At 57.8% G+C, this 16,544-nt stretch carries 13 protein-coding genes and 1 pseudogene; 6 read left to right on the top strand and 8 right to left on the bottom strand.

Going from position 1 to position 16,544, the window contains the following annotated elements:
* Positions 1-93 precede the first annotated feature (93 nt).
* A complete protein-coding gene (locus V2154_RS04185) occupies positions 94-1,041 on the top strand; it encodes a sulfonate ABC transporter substrate-binding protein (protein WP_100937870.1) in 948 nt (315 codons plus the stop codon).
* Between the two features lie 13 nt (positions 1,042-1,054).
* Here the strand turns inward: V2154_RS04185 and V2154_RS04180 are convergent, their stop codons facing one another.
* A complete protein-coding gene (locus V2154_RS04180; protein ID WP_353501180.1) occupies positions 1,055-1,942 on the bottom strand; it encodes a helix-turn-helix domain-containing protein in 888 nt (295 codons plus the stop codon).
* 271 nt (positions 1,943-2,213) lie between these two features.
* On the opposite strand from V2154_RS04180, the gene V2154_RS04175 reads away from it, so the two are divergent.
* Genes V2154_RS04175 through V2154_RS04160 form a run of 4 tightly spaced genes read left to right on the top strand, consistent with a single transcriptional unit; the run spans position 2,214 to position 8,798 of the window.
* On the top strand, positions 2,214-4,331 hold the full coding sequence (locus V2154_RS04175) for a TonB-dependent siderophore receptor (protein WP_353501179.1): 2,118 nt from the start codon (positions 2,214-2,216) through the stop codon (positions 4,329-4,331).
* An 11-nt stretch (positions 4,332-4,342) separates the two neighbouring features.
* Complete coding sequence (locus V2154_RS04170; protein ID WP_353501178.1) at positions 4,343-5,434, top strand: ABC transporter substrate-binding protein; 1,092 nt, start codon at positions 4,343-4,345, stop codon at positions 5,432-5,434.
* The gene (locus V2154_RS04165) at positions 5,431-7,146 is read left to right on the top strand and encodes an ABC transporter ATP-binding protein/permease (protein WP_353501177.1); all 1,716 of its coding nucleotides are present in this window, start codon (positions 5,431-5,433) and stop codon (positions 7,144-7,146) included. The genes V2154_RS04170 and V2154_RS04165 overlap by 4 nt, the downstream gene beginning before the upstream one ends.
* A complete protein-coding gene (locus V2154_RS04160; protein ID WP_353501176.1) occupies positions 7,143-8,798 on the top strand; it encodes an ABC transporter ATP-binding protein in 1,656 nt (551 codons plus the stop codon). Before V2154_RS04165 ends, V2154_RS04160 begins: the two co-directional genes overlap by 4 nt.
* Before the next feature lie 3 nt (positions 8,799-8,801).
* Here V2154_RS04160 and V2154_RS04155 read toward each other — a convergent pair whose 3' ends face one another.
* The 3 genes from V2154_RS04155 to V2154_RS04145 form a co-directional block, all read right to left on the bottom strand.
* The gene (locus V2154_RS04155) at positions 8,802-9,284 is read right to left on the bottom strand and encodes a RidA family protein (RefSeq protein ID WP_353501175.1); all 483 of its coding nucleotides are present in this window, start codon (positions 9,282-9,284) and stop codon (positions 8,802-8,804) included.
* Between the two features lie 285 nt (positions 9,285-9,569).
* Positions 9,570-10,046: a hypothetical protein gene (locus V2154_RS04150; protein WP_353501174.1), complete on the bottom strand. Its 477-nt coding sequence runs from the start codon at positions 10,044-10,046 to the stop codon at positions 9,570-9,572.
* Positions 10,047-10,084: 38 nt separating this feature from the next.
* A complete protein-coding gene (locus tag V2154_RS04145; protein ID WP_353501173.1) occupies positions 10,085-10,672 on the bottom strand; it encodes a hypothetical protein in 588 nt (195 codons plus the stop codon).
* Between the two features lie 385 nt (positions 10,673-11,057).
* On the opposite strand from V2154_RS04145, the pseudogene V2154_RS24930 reads away from it, so the two are divergent.
* A pseudogene (locus V2154_RS24930) lies at positions 11,058-11,171 on the top strand (hypothetical protein); the annotation flags it as partial.
* A gap of 37 nt (positions 11,172-11,208) precedes the next feature.
* On the opposite strand, the gene hglS reads toward V2154_RS24930, so the two are convergent.
* The 4 genes from hglS to V2154_RS04125 form a co-directional block, all read right to left on the bottom strand.
* Positions 11,209-12,585, bottom strand: a complete 1,377-nt coding sequence (gene hglS / locus V2154_RS04140; RefSeq protein ID WP_353501172.1) for a 2-oxoadipate dioxygenase/decarboxylase HglS — start codon at positions 12,583-12,585, stop codon at positions 11,209-11,211.
* Positions 12,586-12,726: 141 nt separating this feature from the next.
* Positions 12,727-13,416 (bottom strand): biuret amidohydrolase, encoded by a 690-nt coding sequence (biuH, locus tag V2154_RS04135; RefSeq protein ID WP_353501171.1) that lies wholly within the window; start codon positions 13,414-13,416, stop codon positions 12,727-12,729.
* Positions 13,417-14,736, bottom strand: coding sequence for a purine-cytosine permease family protein (locus V2154_RS04130; RefSeq protein ID WP_353501170.1), 1,320 nt, complete (start codon positions 14,734-14,736; stop codon positions 13,417-13,419). It abuts the gene before it with no gap.
* Between the two features lie 31 nt (positions 14,737-14,767).
* Entirely contained in the window at positions 14,768-16,204 is a 1,437-nt protein-coding gene (locus tag V2154_RS04125; RefSeq protein WP_353501169.1) for an amidase, read from the bottom strand.
* Between the last annotated feature and the right edge of the window lie 340 nt (positions 16,205-16,544).

Raw genomic sequence — 16,544 nt, 5'->3', positions numbered from 1 at the left:
AAAAATTCGCAAAGCTTAGGTTTTATTCTCATTAAGCACTTTTTTCAGCCTTTGCTATGTTCGCTGACATAATCCGGTTACCAGAGAAACCTCATGAAAAAATTACTGCTCAGCGGCCTTAGTGCCGCCATTCTGCTCGGCTCTTTCAATGCAGCATGGGCTGAAGATGCCCCGAAAACCGTCAACATTGGCTATCAGAAAGCCAATATTTTCGCCTTACTCAAGTATCGCGGCACCCTCGACAGCGACTTCAGCAAACAGGGGATCACCGTGCGCTGGGTGGAATTCCCGGCGGGCCCGCAGATGCTCGAAGGGCTGAACGTCGGCAGCATCGACTTAGCCGCTACGGGCGACGCGCCGCCGACCTTCGCTCAGGCCGCCAAAGCGGATTTAGTCTATCTGGCGCACTCACCGGCCAACCCGCAAACCGAGGCTATCGTGGTGCCGGAGAATTCGCCGATCAAAACCGTGGCGGATTTGAAAGGCAAGCGCGTGGCGCTGAACAAGGGTTCTGACGTCAACTATCTGCTGGTCAGCGCACTGGAAAATGCCGGTTTGAAATATAAAGACGTGACCCCGGTTTACCTGCCGCCAAGCGATGCTCGCGCAGCATTTCAGCGCGGCGCGGTGGATGCATGGGTGATTTGGGATCCGTATCTGGCCGAAGTGGAAACGCATGAGAAAGCGCGTTTGGTGAAAAACGCCGAAGGGTTGGTGCCGCACTACACCTTCTATCTCGCCAGCCGTAAGTTTGCCGACACCTACCCGCAAACCGCCGAGAAAGTGGTGGATGAGCTGAAACAGCTGAGCGACTGGGCCAACAAAAACCCGGACGGCGCGGCGGATATTTTGTCGACTTCCACCGGTTTGGATAAAGCTATCTGGGCGAAAGCCGTGGCCCGCATGCCGTTTGGCGCCGAGCGCATGACCCCGGAGGTGTTCAAAGAGCAGCAAGCTCTGGCCGACAAATTCAGTGAAATCGGCCTGCTGCCGGTCAAAGTGAATGTCTCTAGCGCCACCTGGTCGCTGGATAAGAAGTGAGTTAGAGGTTAACTCAGCCCCTCAGCGATTTTGGCGACACGCCAAACTTCTTGCGGAACGCGACGGAGAAATGCGCGGGGCTATAACCCACTTGATAAGCGGCGGTGGAGACGCTCACGTCCCCCGCCGTTAACATTTGCCATGCCGTTTGCAGGCGCAGCGATTGCAGATATTCAAACACGCTTTCCCCAAACAGGCGGCGAAAACCGACCGTCAGCTTGCGGGTGTTCATCCCCACGGTGAGTGCCAACTCGGCGAGCGTCGGCGGATTGAGCATCCGCTCACTCAACAGCTGTTTGGCGCAATTTAGCTTGTCGATATCCGCCGAAGAGAGGCGCAGCAGGTCGTTTTCCGTCAGCGCGGGAGGGGCTGCAAAGGCGTCCAGCGTATAGGCGATGATCTCCAGCGCTTTGCCAGACAGATAGAGCGCCCGCGAAATCCCCTGCAGCGGGCAGCTGGCGACCTGAGCGCGCAGCGCCTTAATGGCCGGCGAGGACTCCATCACCATCAGCCTTGGGCCGGTGAATGTTTCCAGCTGGAAAGCGTGCTGAAGTTGCTGCTGCACCTCAACCGCCAGCCGGCTGTCGATAGCCGACGGCGAGAGCGAAATCGCGGTATGCTCCAGCACCCGCCCCGGCTCAAAGCGCTGCATCCCTTCACTCTCACCTTGGTTCCACACCGCACAAAGACAGGGGCCGCTAATGCGCTGGCTGCCTGATGCGCCCGGCAACTTACAGAGCAATTCGCCGCGATCGACAATAATGATTTTCAGCCCCTGCTGGAGACGTTCGGTTTCCCATTCCCCGTTCTGCGGGCAAATTGAACCACTGCTAAAGGCAATCGAACCCTCAAAAATGGCCTCATTGGCCGACTGCCCCACTTCGCCGCTGCTGTTTTTCATCTGACGACCTGTTGAAAAGGGCGGGAGACGCCGCCGCAAGTTGTTGCTAATAATTCTTATTCTCACATTATCAGCCTTTGCCTTGCACTTCCAGATATCGCGCGTCAAGGCACTACACGCAAGGTTCCCAAGGCTATTTATCGAAAGAAAGAGTTCCGCCAGCGAAAGCCTTCGCCATTGCCAGAAAAATCCTCAGGGTGAGAATAGCCAGCGCTGAAATAATTCTCATTCGCCTTGGAGATAACCGGTGTTAAAGCATAAAAAACATAAAATGACTCTTTTGGCCGCGTGCGTTGGCGCAAGCTCGCTGGCCGTTTCTATACCAGGATGGGCACAAAATAGCGGGGAAGAAGAGACGCTGACCGTCACCGCCGACGGCAGTTCGGCGCACGGCGAAGGCTATGTGGCGAAACAGAGTAAAACCGGCAGCCGAACCAACGCGTCGGTGCTGGCAACCCCACAGTCGCTGAGCGTGATTGGCCGCGATGAGCTGACCGATCGCAACGTTCAAACCACCACCGAGGCGCTGCGCTATACGCCGGGCGTGTTCGCCTCGACCTCCGCCGTCAGCTCAAGGTTTGACTACTTCAGCCTGCGCGGATTCGACGCCACGCTGAACGGCGCGCTGCTCGACGGCCTGCGCTCCACCACCGCGCAATCCTATGTGCGCTATCAGCCCTATGGACTAGAAAGTATCGACGTGCTGCGCGGCCCGACCGGTTTTCTCTACGGCGTCGGTTCGCCGGGCGGCGTGGTGAATGGCATCAGCAAGCACCCGACCGAGCAGCCGCTGCACGAAGTGGGCGTACAGCTGGGCAACCACGACAGATATCAGGGGCAGTTTGATTTCTCCGGGCCGGTTAATGATGACAAAACCCTGCTCTACCGGCTGGTCGGCGTAGGTCGCGACAGCAACACCCAGTTTAAAAACGTGCCGGATGACACCGGATACATAGCCCCTTCCCTGACCTGGCAGCCCGACCGCGATACCACGCTGACGCTGCTGACCTCCTTTAGCCGCGACAAGTTTGGCCCGCCGCGCAACTTCACGCCGATATACGGCACCCTGCTGAGTAACCCGAACGGCAAGCTGCCGCGCGATGTTTATCTCGACAACAGCGGGCTAGACAATCATATGAACCAAACCAACATCGGCTATGAGTTTGATCACCGCTTCGACGACGTTTGGTCATTCCACTCCGCCAGCCGCTACACCTCTAACGACCTGCTGACCCAAACCTGGTCGGGTACCCGACTGGCGGCGGACATGCGCACCCTGAACCGCGCAGCCTATGAGTTTGGTATTAAAGGCAAAGTGTGGGCCACGGACAATAATGTGAAAGCGCACTGGGACGCGGGTTCGGTGACCGGAACCACGGTACTCGGCGTGGGTTATCGCCGCACCGGGGAGGATTACTATCTGAATTACGGCGCAGCGCCGTCGGTGGACATTTACCACCCGACCTACGGGGGTAATTTCTCCGCCGCGACGCCTTTCACCTCGACCTATCAAAAAGCCGATGAAACCGGCGTCTATTTGGGCAACACGCTGGCGCTGGCCGAGCGCCTGATGCTCGACCTGTCGGCACGCGAGGATTGGGCCTCGGTCAGCACCGATAATCGGCTGAAAAGTACCTCAACCAGTCAGGATGACCACCACTTCACGTGGCGAGCCGGGCTGACGTGGCTCACCGACAGCGGCGTCGCGCCCTATGTCAGTTACACCACCTCTTTTGCGCCGGTTCTTGGCACCAATTTCTATGGTGAAACCTTCAAACCTACTACCGGCAAGCAGATTGAAACCGGCGTGAAATACCAGCCAGACAGCTTTGACGGGCTGTTTACGCTGGCGTGGTTCAACCTCGAGCAAAATAACGTTTCCACCACTGACCCTAACAACAACCTGAATACGGTGCAGACCGGGCAAGTGACGTCGAAGGGGATTGAAGCCTCGGCCGCCGCCAATCTCACTCCGGCCATGAAGGTTATCGCCAGCTATACCTGGAATGATTTGGAAACCACCAAAAGCACGGTGGCGGGCGCACAGGGCAAGACGCCGACCGGCATGCCGGAGCAGATGGCTTCTCTTTGGGCTGATTACAGCATTCAGCAGGGGCCGCTCACCAGCCTCGGCTTCGGCGCGGGCGTGCGCTACGTCGGCAAAACCTGGGCAGATACCAACAACAGCATTCGCGTGCCGGACTACACCCTGTTTGATGCCGCCTTGCACTATGACCTTGGCGAACTGGACCGCTCGCTGCACGGGGTAAAACTGGCGGTTAACGCTAACAACCTGTTTAACAAAGATTATTACTCAGGTTGCGGCACCACCAGCTGTAGTCAAGGCTTTGACCGCACGCTCACCGCAACCGTCAGCTATCGCTGGTAAGGAACAGAAGAATGACCCGATTGAAATCACTCATGGCGCTGGCGGCCTCGCTGCTGTTTATCGCCAGCTTTACCGCCGCCGCCGCGCCCATCACCGTGACGGATATGCTTAATCGCAGCGTGACGCTGCCTGCTCCCGCCAAGCGCATTGTGCTGGCGGAAAGCCGCCATATCATCACCTTGGCCTTGCTGGAAAAGGACCCGCTGGAGAATATCGTCGCGTGGGGTACCGACCTGCAACGCTACTCCCCTTCCACCTTCGACGCCCTGAAGCAGCGTTTTCCACAGGCAGCAACGGTGCCGGAAATCGGTGATCTGAACAGTGGGACCTTTTCGATGGAAGCGGCCATCGCCGCCAAGCCGGATCTGGTGATTTTCACCCTGTATGGCCGCATCCCCGAGGGGCTGAATAAGCTCGACGCGGCGCATATTCCCTATGTTTTCGTCGACTTCTTCCGCCGTCCGCTGGTCAACACCGTCCCGAGCATGTTGATGCTTGGCAAGCTTCTTGACCACCAGCCGGAGGCCGAGGCCTTTGCCCAGCTCTACCAGCAGCACATGGATAACCTCGCCCAACGGCTGGCCAACCTGCCGCGCCCGCTGGTGTTTTTCCATCTGAATCCCGGCGGCGATGACTGCTGCTTTACCTCCGGCACTGGCAATATGAGCGATTTTATCGCGGCGGCGGGCGGGCGTAATTTAGGTGCAGAAGCGCTGACCAGCGGCATTGGTAAGTTGAATCTGGAATACGTGCTGGCGAAAAAGCCGGACTTTTATCTGGCCGGCGGTGGATCCACCGTCACCCGCAAAGGGCTGCTGGTTGGCCCTGACGTCACGCCGGAGCAGAGTGCGCGCTCGCTGCAAGCCATCATTGAGCAGCCGACCCTCGCCAGCCTGTCGGCAATTCGCAATCAGCGCGCGGCGGGGATCTGGCTGTTCTTCTTCGACAACCCGCTGTTCTTTGTGGGCGTTGAAGAGATGGCAAAAATGTTCCACCCAAGCGCCTTTGCCGAGCTGGATCCTGCTCAGACGCTGGATGAAATAAATCAGCGCTTTCTGGCCTTCCCGCTGCGAGGCACTTTCTGGAGCGGCCCGGCCCAATGAGAGCACCGGTTAAGGGATTAACAGCTTCACTCCTGCCGCCACTGGCGCAGGCGATCACCATCAATGTGGCGGTGATCGCCTGTTATCTCGCTCAGGCCGGGCTGACGGCTCTGCTGCTACACAGGTTAATGATGGCAGGAAGTTCGGCCAGGATAGCCACTCCCCTCATGCTGTTGGTGGGCGTGATAGCCCTTCGCGCCGGGCTGTTGTGGCTAAGTGAAATCGCGGCCCAGCGGGTGGCGGCAACCTGCAAAACGGTATTGCGCCGACGCTTACTGCAACAATTAACGCGCTTCGGGCCGGGAATTGGCTTAGTACATAAGGTCGGTGACTTACAGGCTACGGTGATTGGCGGCGTTGAAGCCATAGAAAGCTACTACAGCCGCTACCTGCCTGCCGCCTGGACCGCCCTGCTCGGCTGCGGGCTGGCGCTTGGCGTGATGGTCTGGATTGATTGGCCCTCGGGCTTACTGCTGGCGCTGTTTGTGCTGGCTTTCCCGCTGCTCGACTGGGGATGGATGCGCTGGCAGAGGCCTCAGGCAACCGGCGTTTTTGCCGCAATGGGCGTCTTTAGCAACCGGCTGCTGGATGCCCTGCAAGGGCTAGCCACGCTGAAAGCCTTTGGCGCATCGCCGCGCTGGCGGGCAAAGCTGGCGCAGGACGCCGCCGAGCTGCGATGCGCGTCGATGGCGACGCTAAACGTCACGCTAATGCGCGGCGGCATCACGCGCTTAATCACCCTTAGCGGCATTGCGCTGGTGCTGGCATTCAATGCCTGGCGCGTCGCCGGGCAGCAGCTCTCGCCGATGGTGTTACTGCTCACCCTGTTTCTCGCCCGCGAGGCGTTTCGCCCGCTGGGTAAGCTGGAAAACGCCTTTCATACCGCATGGGCTGCCAGCGGCGCGCAGGGGCCTATTGCCGAGCTATTGTCCCTCCGCCCGCCGGTTGCTGATCCTCTCCAGCCTAAGGCGCGCGCCGACAGTTATTCACTTAGCGTCGATAAGCTGTCATTTACTTATCCGCAGGGCCAGCCCGCGCTGACTGATGTCTCTTTTCGCATTGAGGAACAGCAGTTCGTGGCGATAGTCGGGCCGTCGGGTGCCGGTAAATCCACCCTGATGGCTCTGCTGCTGCGCAGCTTCGACCCGCAGCTGGGGGCTATTAGCCTCGGCGGCGTGGATATCCGCCAACTCGAGCTTCAGGCCCTGCGGCAAAGCATCAGTTTAGTATCGCAAGAGGTGTTTTTGTTTCACGGCTCGATTGCCGACAACCTGCGCATTGCCAAACCCGATGCCAGCGACGAGGAGTTAGCCACCGCGGCGCGAGCGGCGCAAATTGCCGATTTCATCGAACAATTGCCGCAGGGTTATCAGACGCAGGTTGGCGAGCGCGGGGCGCAGCTCTCCGGCGGCCAGCGCCAGCGGTTAGCCATTGCCCGCGCATTGCTTAAAGATGCGCCGATTTTACTGCTCGATGAAGCCACCGCCAGCATTGATAGCGACAGCGAACGGGCGCTGCGCCAAGCCTTGTCGCAGTTTCGCGGGCGGCGCACGGTGATTGCTATTGCCCATCGGCTCGAAAGCATTCAACACGCGGATCTGATTCTGGTGTTCGACAAGGGGCGACTGGTCGAACAGGGTCAGCATCCGCAACTCAGCGCCAACGGCGGCTGCTATGGCCGCCTGCTCGCCGCACAGGAGGAGATGTTATGAGCACGAAGCAGACCGAAATGTGGGGACTTGTCCGCCTGATGAAAGGCCAACAGGGCCTATTGGCGCTCACCCTGTTGGCGGGAATAGTGGCACAAAGCGGCACGCTGGCGAGCATCGCGCTGGCGGCGTGGCTCACCGGCTGCGCCATCATTACTCCCTCCGTCAGCGGCTTAATCCCCATTATTGGCTGGATGTTAGGTCTGGTGCTGTTGACCGCCGCGGCGCGCTGGCTGCAGAGTTGGTCGTCCCATGATTTGGCTTTCGCCCTGATTGAGAAGCTACAGATAGGGATTTTTGACGGGCTAGAACGCGCCGCGCCGGGCAGGCTGCTGGGGCAGCGCGTTGGCGATCTGGCCTCGATTGCGACTCACGATGCCGAGCTAATGGAGCGTTTTTATGCCCATACGCTGGCAGATTATGTCGGCGCGGTCATCGTCCCGCTCGCCGCGCTGGCTGTGCTGTATGGCATTCATCCGCAACTGGCGTTAGTCGTTTCCCCTTTCCTGCTGCTGATCGCGAGCGTGCCACTATGGCTATCTCGGCTCGCGGCGCATCAGGGAAAGCAAGTGATGTCCCAGCTCGGGCAGCTTAATGCCGACACGGTCGAATTTATTGCCGGGCAGCGCGAATTGGCCGTCTTCGGCCAAAGTGAAAATGTGGTTCAGCGGCTGGTGCGGGACACTCAGAATCTCAGCAAAGCCCAGCGCCGATACGGCTCGCGCAGTGGTCTGGAGCAGGCGGCAATTGACCTGCTGAGTGCCTCGACGTTGGTGGCGACGGTGTTATCAGCCGGCCATTTATTGGCGCAGGGCCAGCTTGAAACGCTGATGCTGCCGGTGGTGCTGGTGCTCAGCGTCGGCGCTTTGCTGCCTATCGTCGACGTCACCCAGACCGCCAGCCAGTGGGGGGAGTTGCGCGCTGGCGCAGCCCGGATTTTAACCATTATGCAGCAGTCGGCGCAGGTCCGTGATGAAGGCAAGGCATCGGCCCCGGTTGAGAAATCCCTGCGCGTCGAGCAGGTGAGCTTTGCCTATGACCGCCATCAAAAGGCCGTTCTGGATAAGCTAAGTTTTGAAGTGAAAAGCGGAGAAATCGTCGCGCTGAGCGGCGCGTCGGGCGCGGGCAAAAGCACCTTAACCCACCTGCTGTTGCGTTTTTGGGACCCGGACAGCGGCGCGATTTTCATTGGCGATCGCGACATTCGCACTCTGCCACTGGCGACGCTGCGCCAACTCGTCTGCTGGGTGCCGCAGGATGTCTATCTTTTCGCCGGAACGATTGAGGAAAACATCCGCCTTGGTTGCCCGCAGGCCAGTCAGGCGCAGGTAGTGGAAGCCGCGAGATTAGCGCAGGCAGATGCCTTTATTCGCACCTTGCCGCAGGGCTATAAAAGCCAGTGCGGCGAAGGCGGCAAGCAGCTTTCCGGCGGCCAGCGGCAGCGCATTGCCATTGCCCGCGCGCTGCTGACCGAAGCGCCGATTTTGATTCTCGACGAAGCCTCTTCCAGCCTCGACAACCCTAATGAACTGGCCTTCCACCAGGCGCTTGAAGGCCTGCGCCACCAGCGTACTGTCCTTCTTATCGCCCATCGCCCGGCAACCCTTCGCCGGGCGGATCGAGTAGTAAAAATGGAGAACTCGCGGGCCAGTTGAGGGTTAACGGATTTCGACTTCCGCCTCGATTTCTACCGGGATATCAAACGGCAGTTCCGCCAGCCCCACGGCGCTGCGGCTGTGAGCGCCAATCTCTGGGCCGAAGACGCGCAGGATAACGTCGGAGCAGCCGTTTATCACCGGCGGCAGACGGTTGAAGCCCGGCGCGGCATTGACCATGCCGAACAGGCGATTCCACGCCACAATTCTGTCCAGTGAGCCAAGTTCGCGGTGCAGGCTACCGAGAATCGATAGCGCGGTGAGCTGCGCCGCCCTGTAGGCCTGCTCCTCGCTCACTTCCCGCCCGACTTTGCCAAGCGTGGTATACAGCGAGCCATCGGCATTTTGCGGCCCATGCCCCGACACGTAGGCGCGGTTATTCACTATCCGCACGGCTTTGAACGGGAAAACCACGCCCGGAGGCGGAACCAGCTCTGGCGGCAAAACCCAGCCAGCGTCTTCTAATGCCTGATAAATTTTAGACATAATGATCCTTTTAGTTGCTACATCTGGGGTTGATATTGCTAAGGCGAAGCGTGCTAATTCTTATCAAGATAACGTTAATTGCGCCGAAAAGAAGCCGCCGAGTGTGAACAAATATTTGCCGCCACTGTTCGTTAGTTTTTTTAATCCACTGTTATAGCTGGTTTTTCCCCAGACGCTTTAGAATGCAGCCCATCGACCCAAGAGCCGTATCTCAAGCAAGGACACTTGGCCCGCTAGCAGTGCGGGCTTTTTTTTGGGTTGGGTTTGAGCGCGTTGATGGAGGGTTTACCAGAACTTCCACCAGACTTTCTTATTTGATGAAGTCTTCGCTGGCTGTTCTTCATTTGCAGAGCAAGACTCTGCCAGTAATAGTCTCCCCTGCTCAAGGGCTTCGTTAGCCGGAATCGACTGACCGGCCTGCGGGTCGACCAACCAACCTTCGCTAAGTTGTGCCAACACGCCTGAAGCAATTAACGCAGAGATCATCTCGAGCGGGTTACTTCCAATGGAAAATACCACGGTAAAATCGAGGTCTGAGGGAAGACCGGACTCTTCGATTTCCTCACGATCACACTCTGCAAAAGTAAGTTCAAAGCCCGAGACCTTGCCGTCTACCGGGCAAGGTAAAAAACCACCAAACGTCTTTATATCAAAATCCGCGTCCAAATCGACGGCAAAGCCCGCATCATGAATCGCCTGACGCCACTGCTCAGGAGAAGGCATATTGCTGCGTTTTAAATAAACGCTTAAGTCATAAGACATGTAATGGCTCCGGCAGTAAACCAGTCGTTAATGTGCTTCTAAGCAATCGCATTGGTTCGCTTCCAAATATCAATATCGCTGGAAGTCGCACAAATCATGAACTGCCCGTCCCACGAAAAACCACAGGTAATCAAAAAGCTAGAATAAAATCGACAGCAATCTTGCTGGTGCTCCTCCCAAAAAGCAGACTTTCCAGGCGGACAAAAAACCAATTCTTCTACCGGCCATTCGGGGGCAATCCGCTCTATCGTTTCTCCCCTATAGTTGACTAAGGGTAGGCCACCGCCACACAAGCCTGATATTGTCACTTCTTCGTCAGAAAGCGGGCCAATACCCAAACATGTCATATTGATTGAGTCATACCAATCGCCATATTCTTCATAATCTCTGGCAATTTTATCTCCGGTATTACAATCCACCACGCTTCTGCCAGATGAAGAGATCACCAACAGTAAATTTGTCTGTTTAGAAAACCCAACCTCAGTTAAGCCACCGACGGCTAGGCCAGCCATTTTTTCCCATCCTACAGGGGATGATGTTTGTCGGATTTTTTTCATTTTGGCTATCACCAACTCCCGATTGGTTTGCTTTCTATTACCCAATATCTTCTCTAACCATGCCATCATTTTATTGATCCTTTTAATCGACATTCTGCCGGACGTCACTACCCATTACTGTGCGGTATAACAGAGCATCTAGAGCCTGCGAAACTCGGCGTCAATGACATCGCTGTCTTTCGTGTGCCGTGGTGCGTATCATAAGTTGGTGAACCCTAACAAGTTTGTTCGCTATTTTTTCTGCTCTTTTTGTTAGTTTTGTTGCTATCTCTGGCGCGAATAGCATGCAAATTCATTCTGTCTTAATTATTTATCGTCAACCAATTGAAAAACATCGATGAAAAATCATTCACGCACCGAGGTGGGGCTGCACGAGCAGCAGCGTTCGATCTCTTTACTGAAGTCAGGCTTTGAGACTCGCAATAACACCTTTACGTACCGATGCTGCTAACAGGGCCGTCGGCTGTTTGCCGTGTCGCGTGAACAGAAGAAGCAGCCGAACGACGCCGACCGGCTGCGTAAATATTTGGCTCGTTTTGGCCTGACGTGGGATGAAGTGCGCGAGTAACAGTGGAACTCTCCCCACTCGCGGAGTGGGGAGAAGGTTACAGCGAAAGCCTCAACACCCGCGCGCACTCCTGTAATGAGCGCCCCTGAGTGTCGGCATAAAGCGCCAGCTCATCTATGGTTTCGCGCCCTAACGCCTTATGGAACTCATGCTTGTTGGAGTGGGCTACGTAGTGAGAACGGGCGCTATCTCCCAGATTTGATTGGAAAATCCCTGCCGCACTGACGGGAAGAAAATCTTCATACACCAGCGGTTCGAAAGAGACTGCCCCGGCCTGAATCGCCTGCTCCAGCGAGTCAAAACTTTGCTCGGACTTTTCTCCGACGAAGTAACGGAAATAAGCCAACTCCTGCTGGCGCAGCTCGGCGTAGTTGTCGGGGAAGGCGGCAAACACCTTCTCCAGAATCGCCACGTACTGCGCCGCATTGGCCTCATTGGGAAACGCCCCAAGCTCTTCTCGCGCTTGGTTGAGCAGCTCGTCGTAAAGCGCCCGCCCCTTGGCGGTCAGCGCCACCCCGCGCTGTTCTATCTCGCCAAAGCGCGCCGAGTGGCTACCGGACTCCCCTGCCGCCTGACCTTTAAAAGTGATCTTTTCATCCAGCGCTTTGAAGCTGGTCTGGCGTAGCAAGATGGGGCATTGACGGCGCGGCGGCCCTTCAATCACCGCTTTCGGCGGAATGCCGCGTTTGGGCATATCGGCCTGAACGTGATCGATATCCAGCGTGCGCGGCGTCAGGTGGTTAATGTGCGGCCCGCGAAAAGCCACCACGTCGGCAATCAGGCGATGCTGCCCATTAAGCTGCTGATACTCCTCCAGCGTGACGGTCGCAGTAGGGTGCCAGCGGAAAGTTTCCAGCGCCTGCTGCACAAACTCGTCGGCATGCTGCGGCCCGAGGCCGCCGTCGCGCTCGTGCTGCTCAATCAGCTCAAGGGCGCGTGGGGTGAAAATATTGCGTTTCGCCAACACTTTGCTGGCAAAGTCGCGCAGCGCCGGGTCTTCGATAAGTTCAAGTCGGAGTAGAGAAGTAAAAACGCGGAACGGGCTGACTTGCAGCGAGGCTTCGTGGACCGCGCGAAAGGCGGTGGAATGAACCGGCACTCCGGCAGAACTCAAATCGTAATAGCCCACCGGCTCCATGCCCATCACGGCGAACAACCGCCGCAGGGTCGCCAGCTCCTCGGCGGTGCCGACGCGGATCGCGCCATGCCGCTCCATATCCAGACGCTGCAACTCGCCGGTCTGCGCCAGACTGCTGGCTATCTCCGGCGACTGCGTCATTACCTGTTGATTGGTGTCGGCCACCAGCCCCATCAAGGTGCCATAGAGCGGAACTTCCGTCTTATACATGTCGGACATCGCGCGCGAAAAATTGGCGCGAATGGCATCGCTACTGACATAGCCTACTGCGTTCATTCGACTCTTCTCCATGACAACATTGGCCTTTCTCACTCACGTGAGCGCTTCAATCAACTCTGTTCGATATTGTAAAAATATTCAAACGAAGCGCTCACGCTTTGAGGTTTAAAATTCTTGGCCGAAGCTGTCAGGAAAAGGTTACGCCGTGGCGAGGGCATCCAGCAGCGTGGCGGAATCCGCCACCGCGCCGAAGATCCCGCCCTGCATTTTGATCATGCTGAGTGCCGCTTCGTGATGCTTTTGCTCCGTCGCCGCGCAGCAGTCAGACAGCACCATGCATTCGAAACCGCGATCGTTGGCTTCGCGCAGCGTGGTGTGCACGCAAACATCGGTGGTGATGCCGGTAATGATCAGGTTTTTGATGCCACGCGTGTGCAGCACCAGCTCTAGATCGGTGGCGTAAAACGAGCCTTTGCCCGGCTTGTCGATGATGATTTCATTAGCCAAAGGCGCCAGCTCGGGGATGATTTCCCAACCCGGCTCGCCGCGCACCAAGATGCGCCCGCAAGGCCCGGCAAAGCCAATCTCCGCGCCAATCTGCTTCGAGCGCCAGCGTTTATTGGCGGGCAAATCGCTGAGATCCGGGCGATGCCCTTCGCGGGTGTGAATAATGGTGAAGCCCTGCGCACGCATCGCGGCCAGCACCGAGGCAATCGGCGCAATCGGCGCGCGCGTCAAGGCAATGTCATAGCCCATGGTGTCGACATAACCGCCCTTGCCGCAAAAATCGGTTTGCATATCGATGACGATAAGCGCCGTGTTCGCGGCAGACAGCGAGCCGTCGAACGGCCAGCGGTACGGGTCAGCGTTAACAGTAAATTCGGCCATTTATTTCTTCTCCAGCGCGACGAACGGCGATTTAATTGCCAGCATGGTGATTGCGTAATAAGAGACAGCACCGGCCACCAGCCCAACAATGGCCTCGCCCACTGACGGGAACCAAATATGTGCGACGGTGGCGCAGCAGGTGCCGATGGCCCATGCCACAAAGGCGCTGGCGCGGACGCGCTGCTCGGTGCGCAGGCGGCTGATTTCACCCATCAGGATCAGGTCAACAATCATCACCGCACCAAACGGCGGGACGGCCACGCCGAGCAGGCTCAGCCAGTTCAGGAAGTAGTGCCAAACGCCAATCAGCGCCAGCACGCCGCCAATCGCGCCCAGAATCACCGTCCATAAACGCATCTTGCTGCCGAACAGGTGGCTGAAGCCCATTGCGCCGTTATACAGGCAGTGAGTACAGACCGAGCCGAGGTTGATGAACACGAAGACGAAGGCCAGCACTTCCAGCAGCGCGCCGTGGCCCATTAACAGAGAGAGGAAGTTGCCGCCGTTTTGCAGCGGATCGATAGCCGCGCCCGCCGCGACAATCACCACGCCAAACAGATAGGAAATCACGTTAGCCACAGGGAAAGCCGAGAATGCGGCGATCACCGCCGACTTGCCGTCCTTCGACCAACGGGTGAAGTCAGCGGTCATGGTGCCGGAGTCAGCAAAGCCTGCCACCACCATCGTCACTGCCGTGCCCATGGTCATGCCACCGGCCACTGCCGCCGAACCGTGCCAGTTCACAATCTGCGTTAAGTCATGGGTGCCGGAGATAAGCCACAGCGCCACCAGCCCGAGGATCACGTACATCGGCGCGGCAATCATGCCCAGCAGGGAGAGCGCGCGCACGCCGAGAAAGGTGATGCCAATGTAGAGCACGGCGGCGAAGGCGCTGACGCCCAGCTCATTCCAGCCAAAAGTTTCATGAATAACCGTGCCGGTTAAGCCCGTCTGGAAGGCGTACCAGCCAATCACCACGGTGGAGAGAAAACCGGACACCCAGCCGTAACCCTTGGTACCAAAGGTCTTTTTGGCTTGCAGAGCAAAGTTCAGCCCGGTTGAACCGGCGAAGTGGCTCAGCGCGCCGACATAGCCAAACAGCACCAGGTTACCCAGCAGGATGGCGGCTATCGCGGGCCAAAAACCGAGGTGCCAGGTGATGATGCCGCCGAACAGCGCGTTGGTGAGGATCATCGGGAAGCCAAACCACACGGCGGACACCGAGCGAGTTGAGTGGCGATGGGTGAGCGGAACCGGGCTGTGCTCAAACTCCTGCTCAAGCCCTTTTCCCGCTGCGTCGTTTTTGTTGTTAGTTTTCATAGTGGCGATTCCTGGTCAATAAGATGAAAAATCAGCGCGACAGAACACCGGGTTGCAGGTGGTTCCACGGCTGCGCTTGCTCAAACGCCGCACTGGCGGCAAGAACAGTGGCATCATCCAAATGCCGCCCCACCAGCTGTAAGCCGACGGGCAATCCAGACGGGGTAAAACCAGCAGGAACAGAGGCCGCTGGCTGGCCGGTTAAATTCATTGGGAAGCAGAGGCTCAGCCATTCGTTATTGGCGACCATGCGGCCTTCAATCACTTCCGGCCCCTGCATGTGTAGAGGAAATGGCGCGACGGCCAGCGTTGGCGTCAGCAGCAGGTCGTAACGCTGCATAAAGCGCCACATCTGGTTGGTCACGGCTTTGCGCTCGGTGATGGCGTTGGTGAAGTCCTCCGCCGTCCAGTTGCGGGTCAGCATATCCACCAGGTGCGGAGACATCCTGTCGCCGAACTCCGGCAGCAGGCGGCGCATGCCGACTAAGTCGGTGTCCATCGCCACCAGGGCCATAAAGGCCCGGCGCGGGTCGCTAAAGCCGGGATGGGCGTACTCCACCACGCAGCCCAGCTCGCGTTCAAACACGCTGACCGCCTGAGCAAAGACGTCGCGCACTTCAGGGTCGACGGCGGCATATCCCCAGTCGGCGCTGACGGCGACGCGCAGGCCTTTGATGTCGCGTTGGGTTGCGCCCAGCCAGTCGACATCGCCTGCTGGAATCGAGTGTCGGTCGCGGGCGTCAGGGCCAGCAATTACTGACATCATTAACGCGGCGTCGGCCACGCTGCGGGTCATCGGGCCAATGTGCTCGAGGGATTCCCAGCTAGAGACGCCCGGATAGCGTTCGTCGCGGCACCCCGGATAGAGCGGTACTCGCCCCATTGAGGCTTTCAAGCCATAGACGCCACAGTGGGCCGCCGGAATGCGCACCGAGCCGCCGCCGTCGCTGCCCAGCGCCAGCGGGCACATGCGTGCCGCCAACGCCACGCCGGAACCCGCGCTGGAGCCACCGGGGGTTTTGCTGATATCCCACGGGTTGCGCGGCGATTCGAACAACGGGTTGTGGCCCACGCCGCTGTATCCAAATTCTGGCGCAGTGGTTTTGCCGAGGATAACCGCCCCGGCGTTACGCACGCGTTCGACCACGATGTCATCTTCGTCGGGAATAAAGTGTTCATAGACGAAAGAGCCGGAGGTGGTTTTCACCCCGGCGGTGTTAATCAGGTCTTTTACTGCAAGAGGAACCCCGGCCAGTGGCCCGACGGTTTCACCTTTCGCCAGTTTGAGATCGATCGCTTTCGCCTGCGCCATCGCCAGCTCAGGCGTTGGGGTGCAGAAGGCGTGCAGAGTGGGCTCGAGCTGCTGCATCTGCTCAAGCGACGCCGTGGTGACTTCCACCGCAGACAGTTCGCGTTGGCGAATCAGCCGCGCCAGCTTGTGTGCATCAAAATTCAGGATCTCGTTCATCGCCGCGCTGCCTTATCAAACCCACATGACTATCCAATGTGGTGAGAAATGCATAAAGCAGGCCACTATTTGATCGACTTCACAAAATGAGAGTAAGAAATAGCTAGCGGGCTTATGGATACTGACTTGAATACAAGCTTTTCGCGGCGTGAAGCAGAGAGGTGAACAGAGGGAATTGAGCGTAGGGATCGCGGTGATTGCTAGCACTGCACGGAAAAAAGGCAGGGGGTGCACTGAGGATGGGCGGCCGTGCCGGATGGTAACAATTGGAACCTAGGAGAGTGCCACGACCACCAAGTAGACTAAATGGATGTGCACTTAGCTTTAGAGCCGCCAGAGT

It is taken from the genome of Ewingella sp. CoE-038-23 (assembly GCF_040419245.1).
GTDB classification, from domain to species: Bacteria; Pseudomonadota; Gammaproteobacteria; order Enterobacterales; family Enterobacteriaceae; genus Ewingella; species Ewingella allii.
Note: the sequence above shows the minus strand (reverse complement) of the source record. Positions and strands in the feature narration are given on the sequence as shown.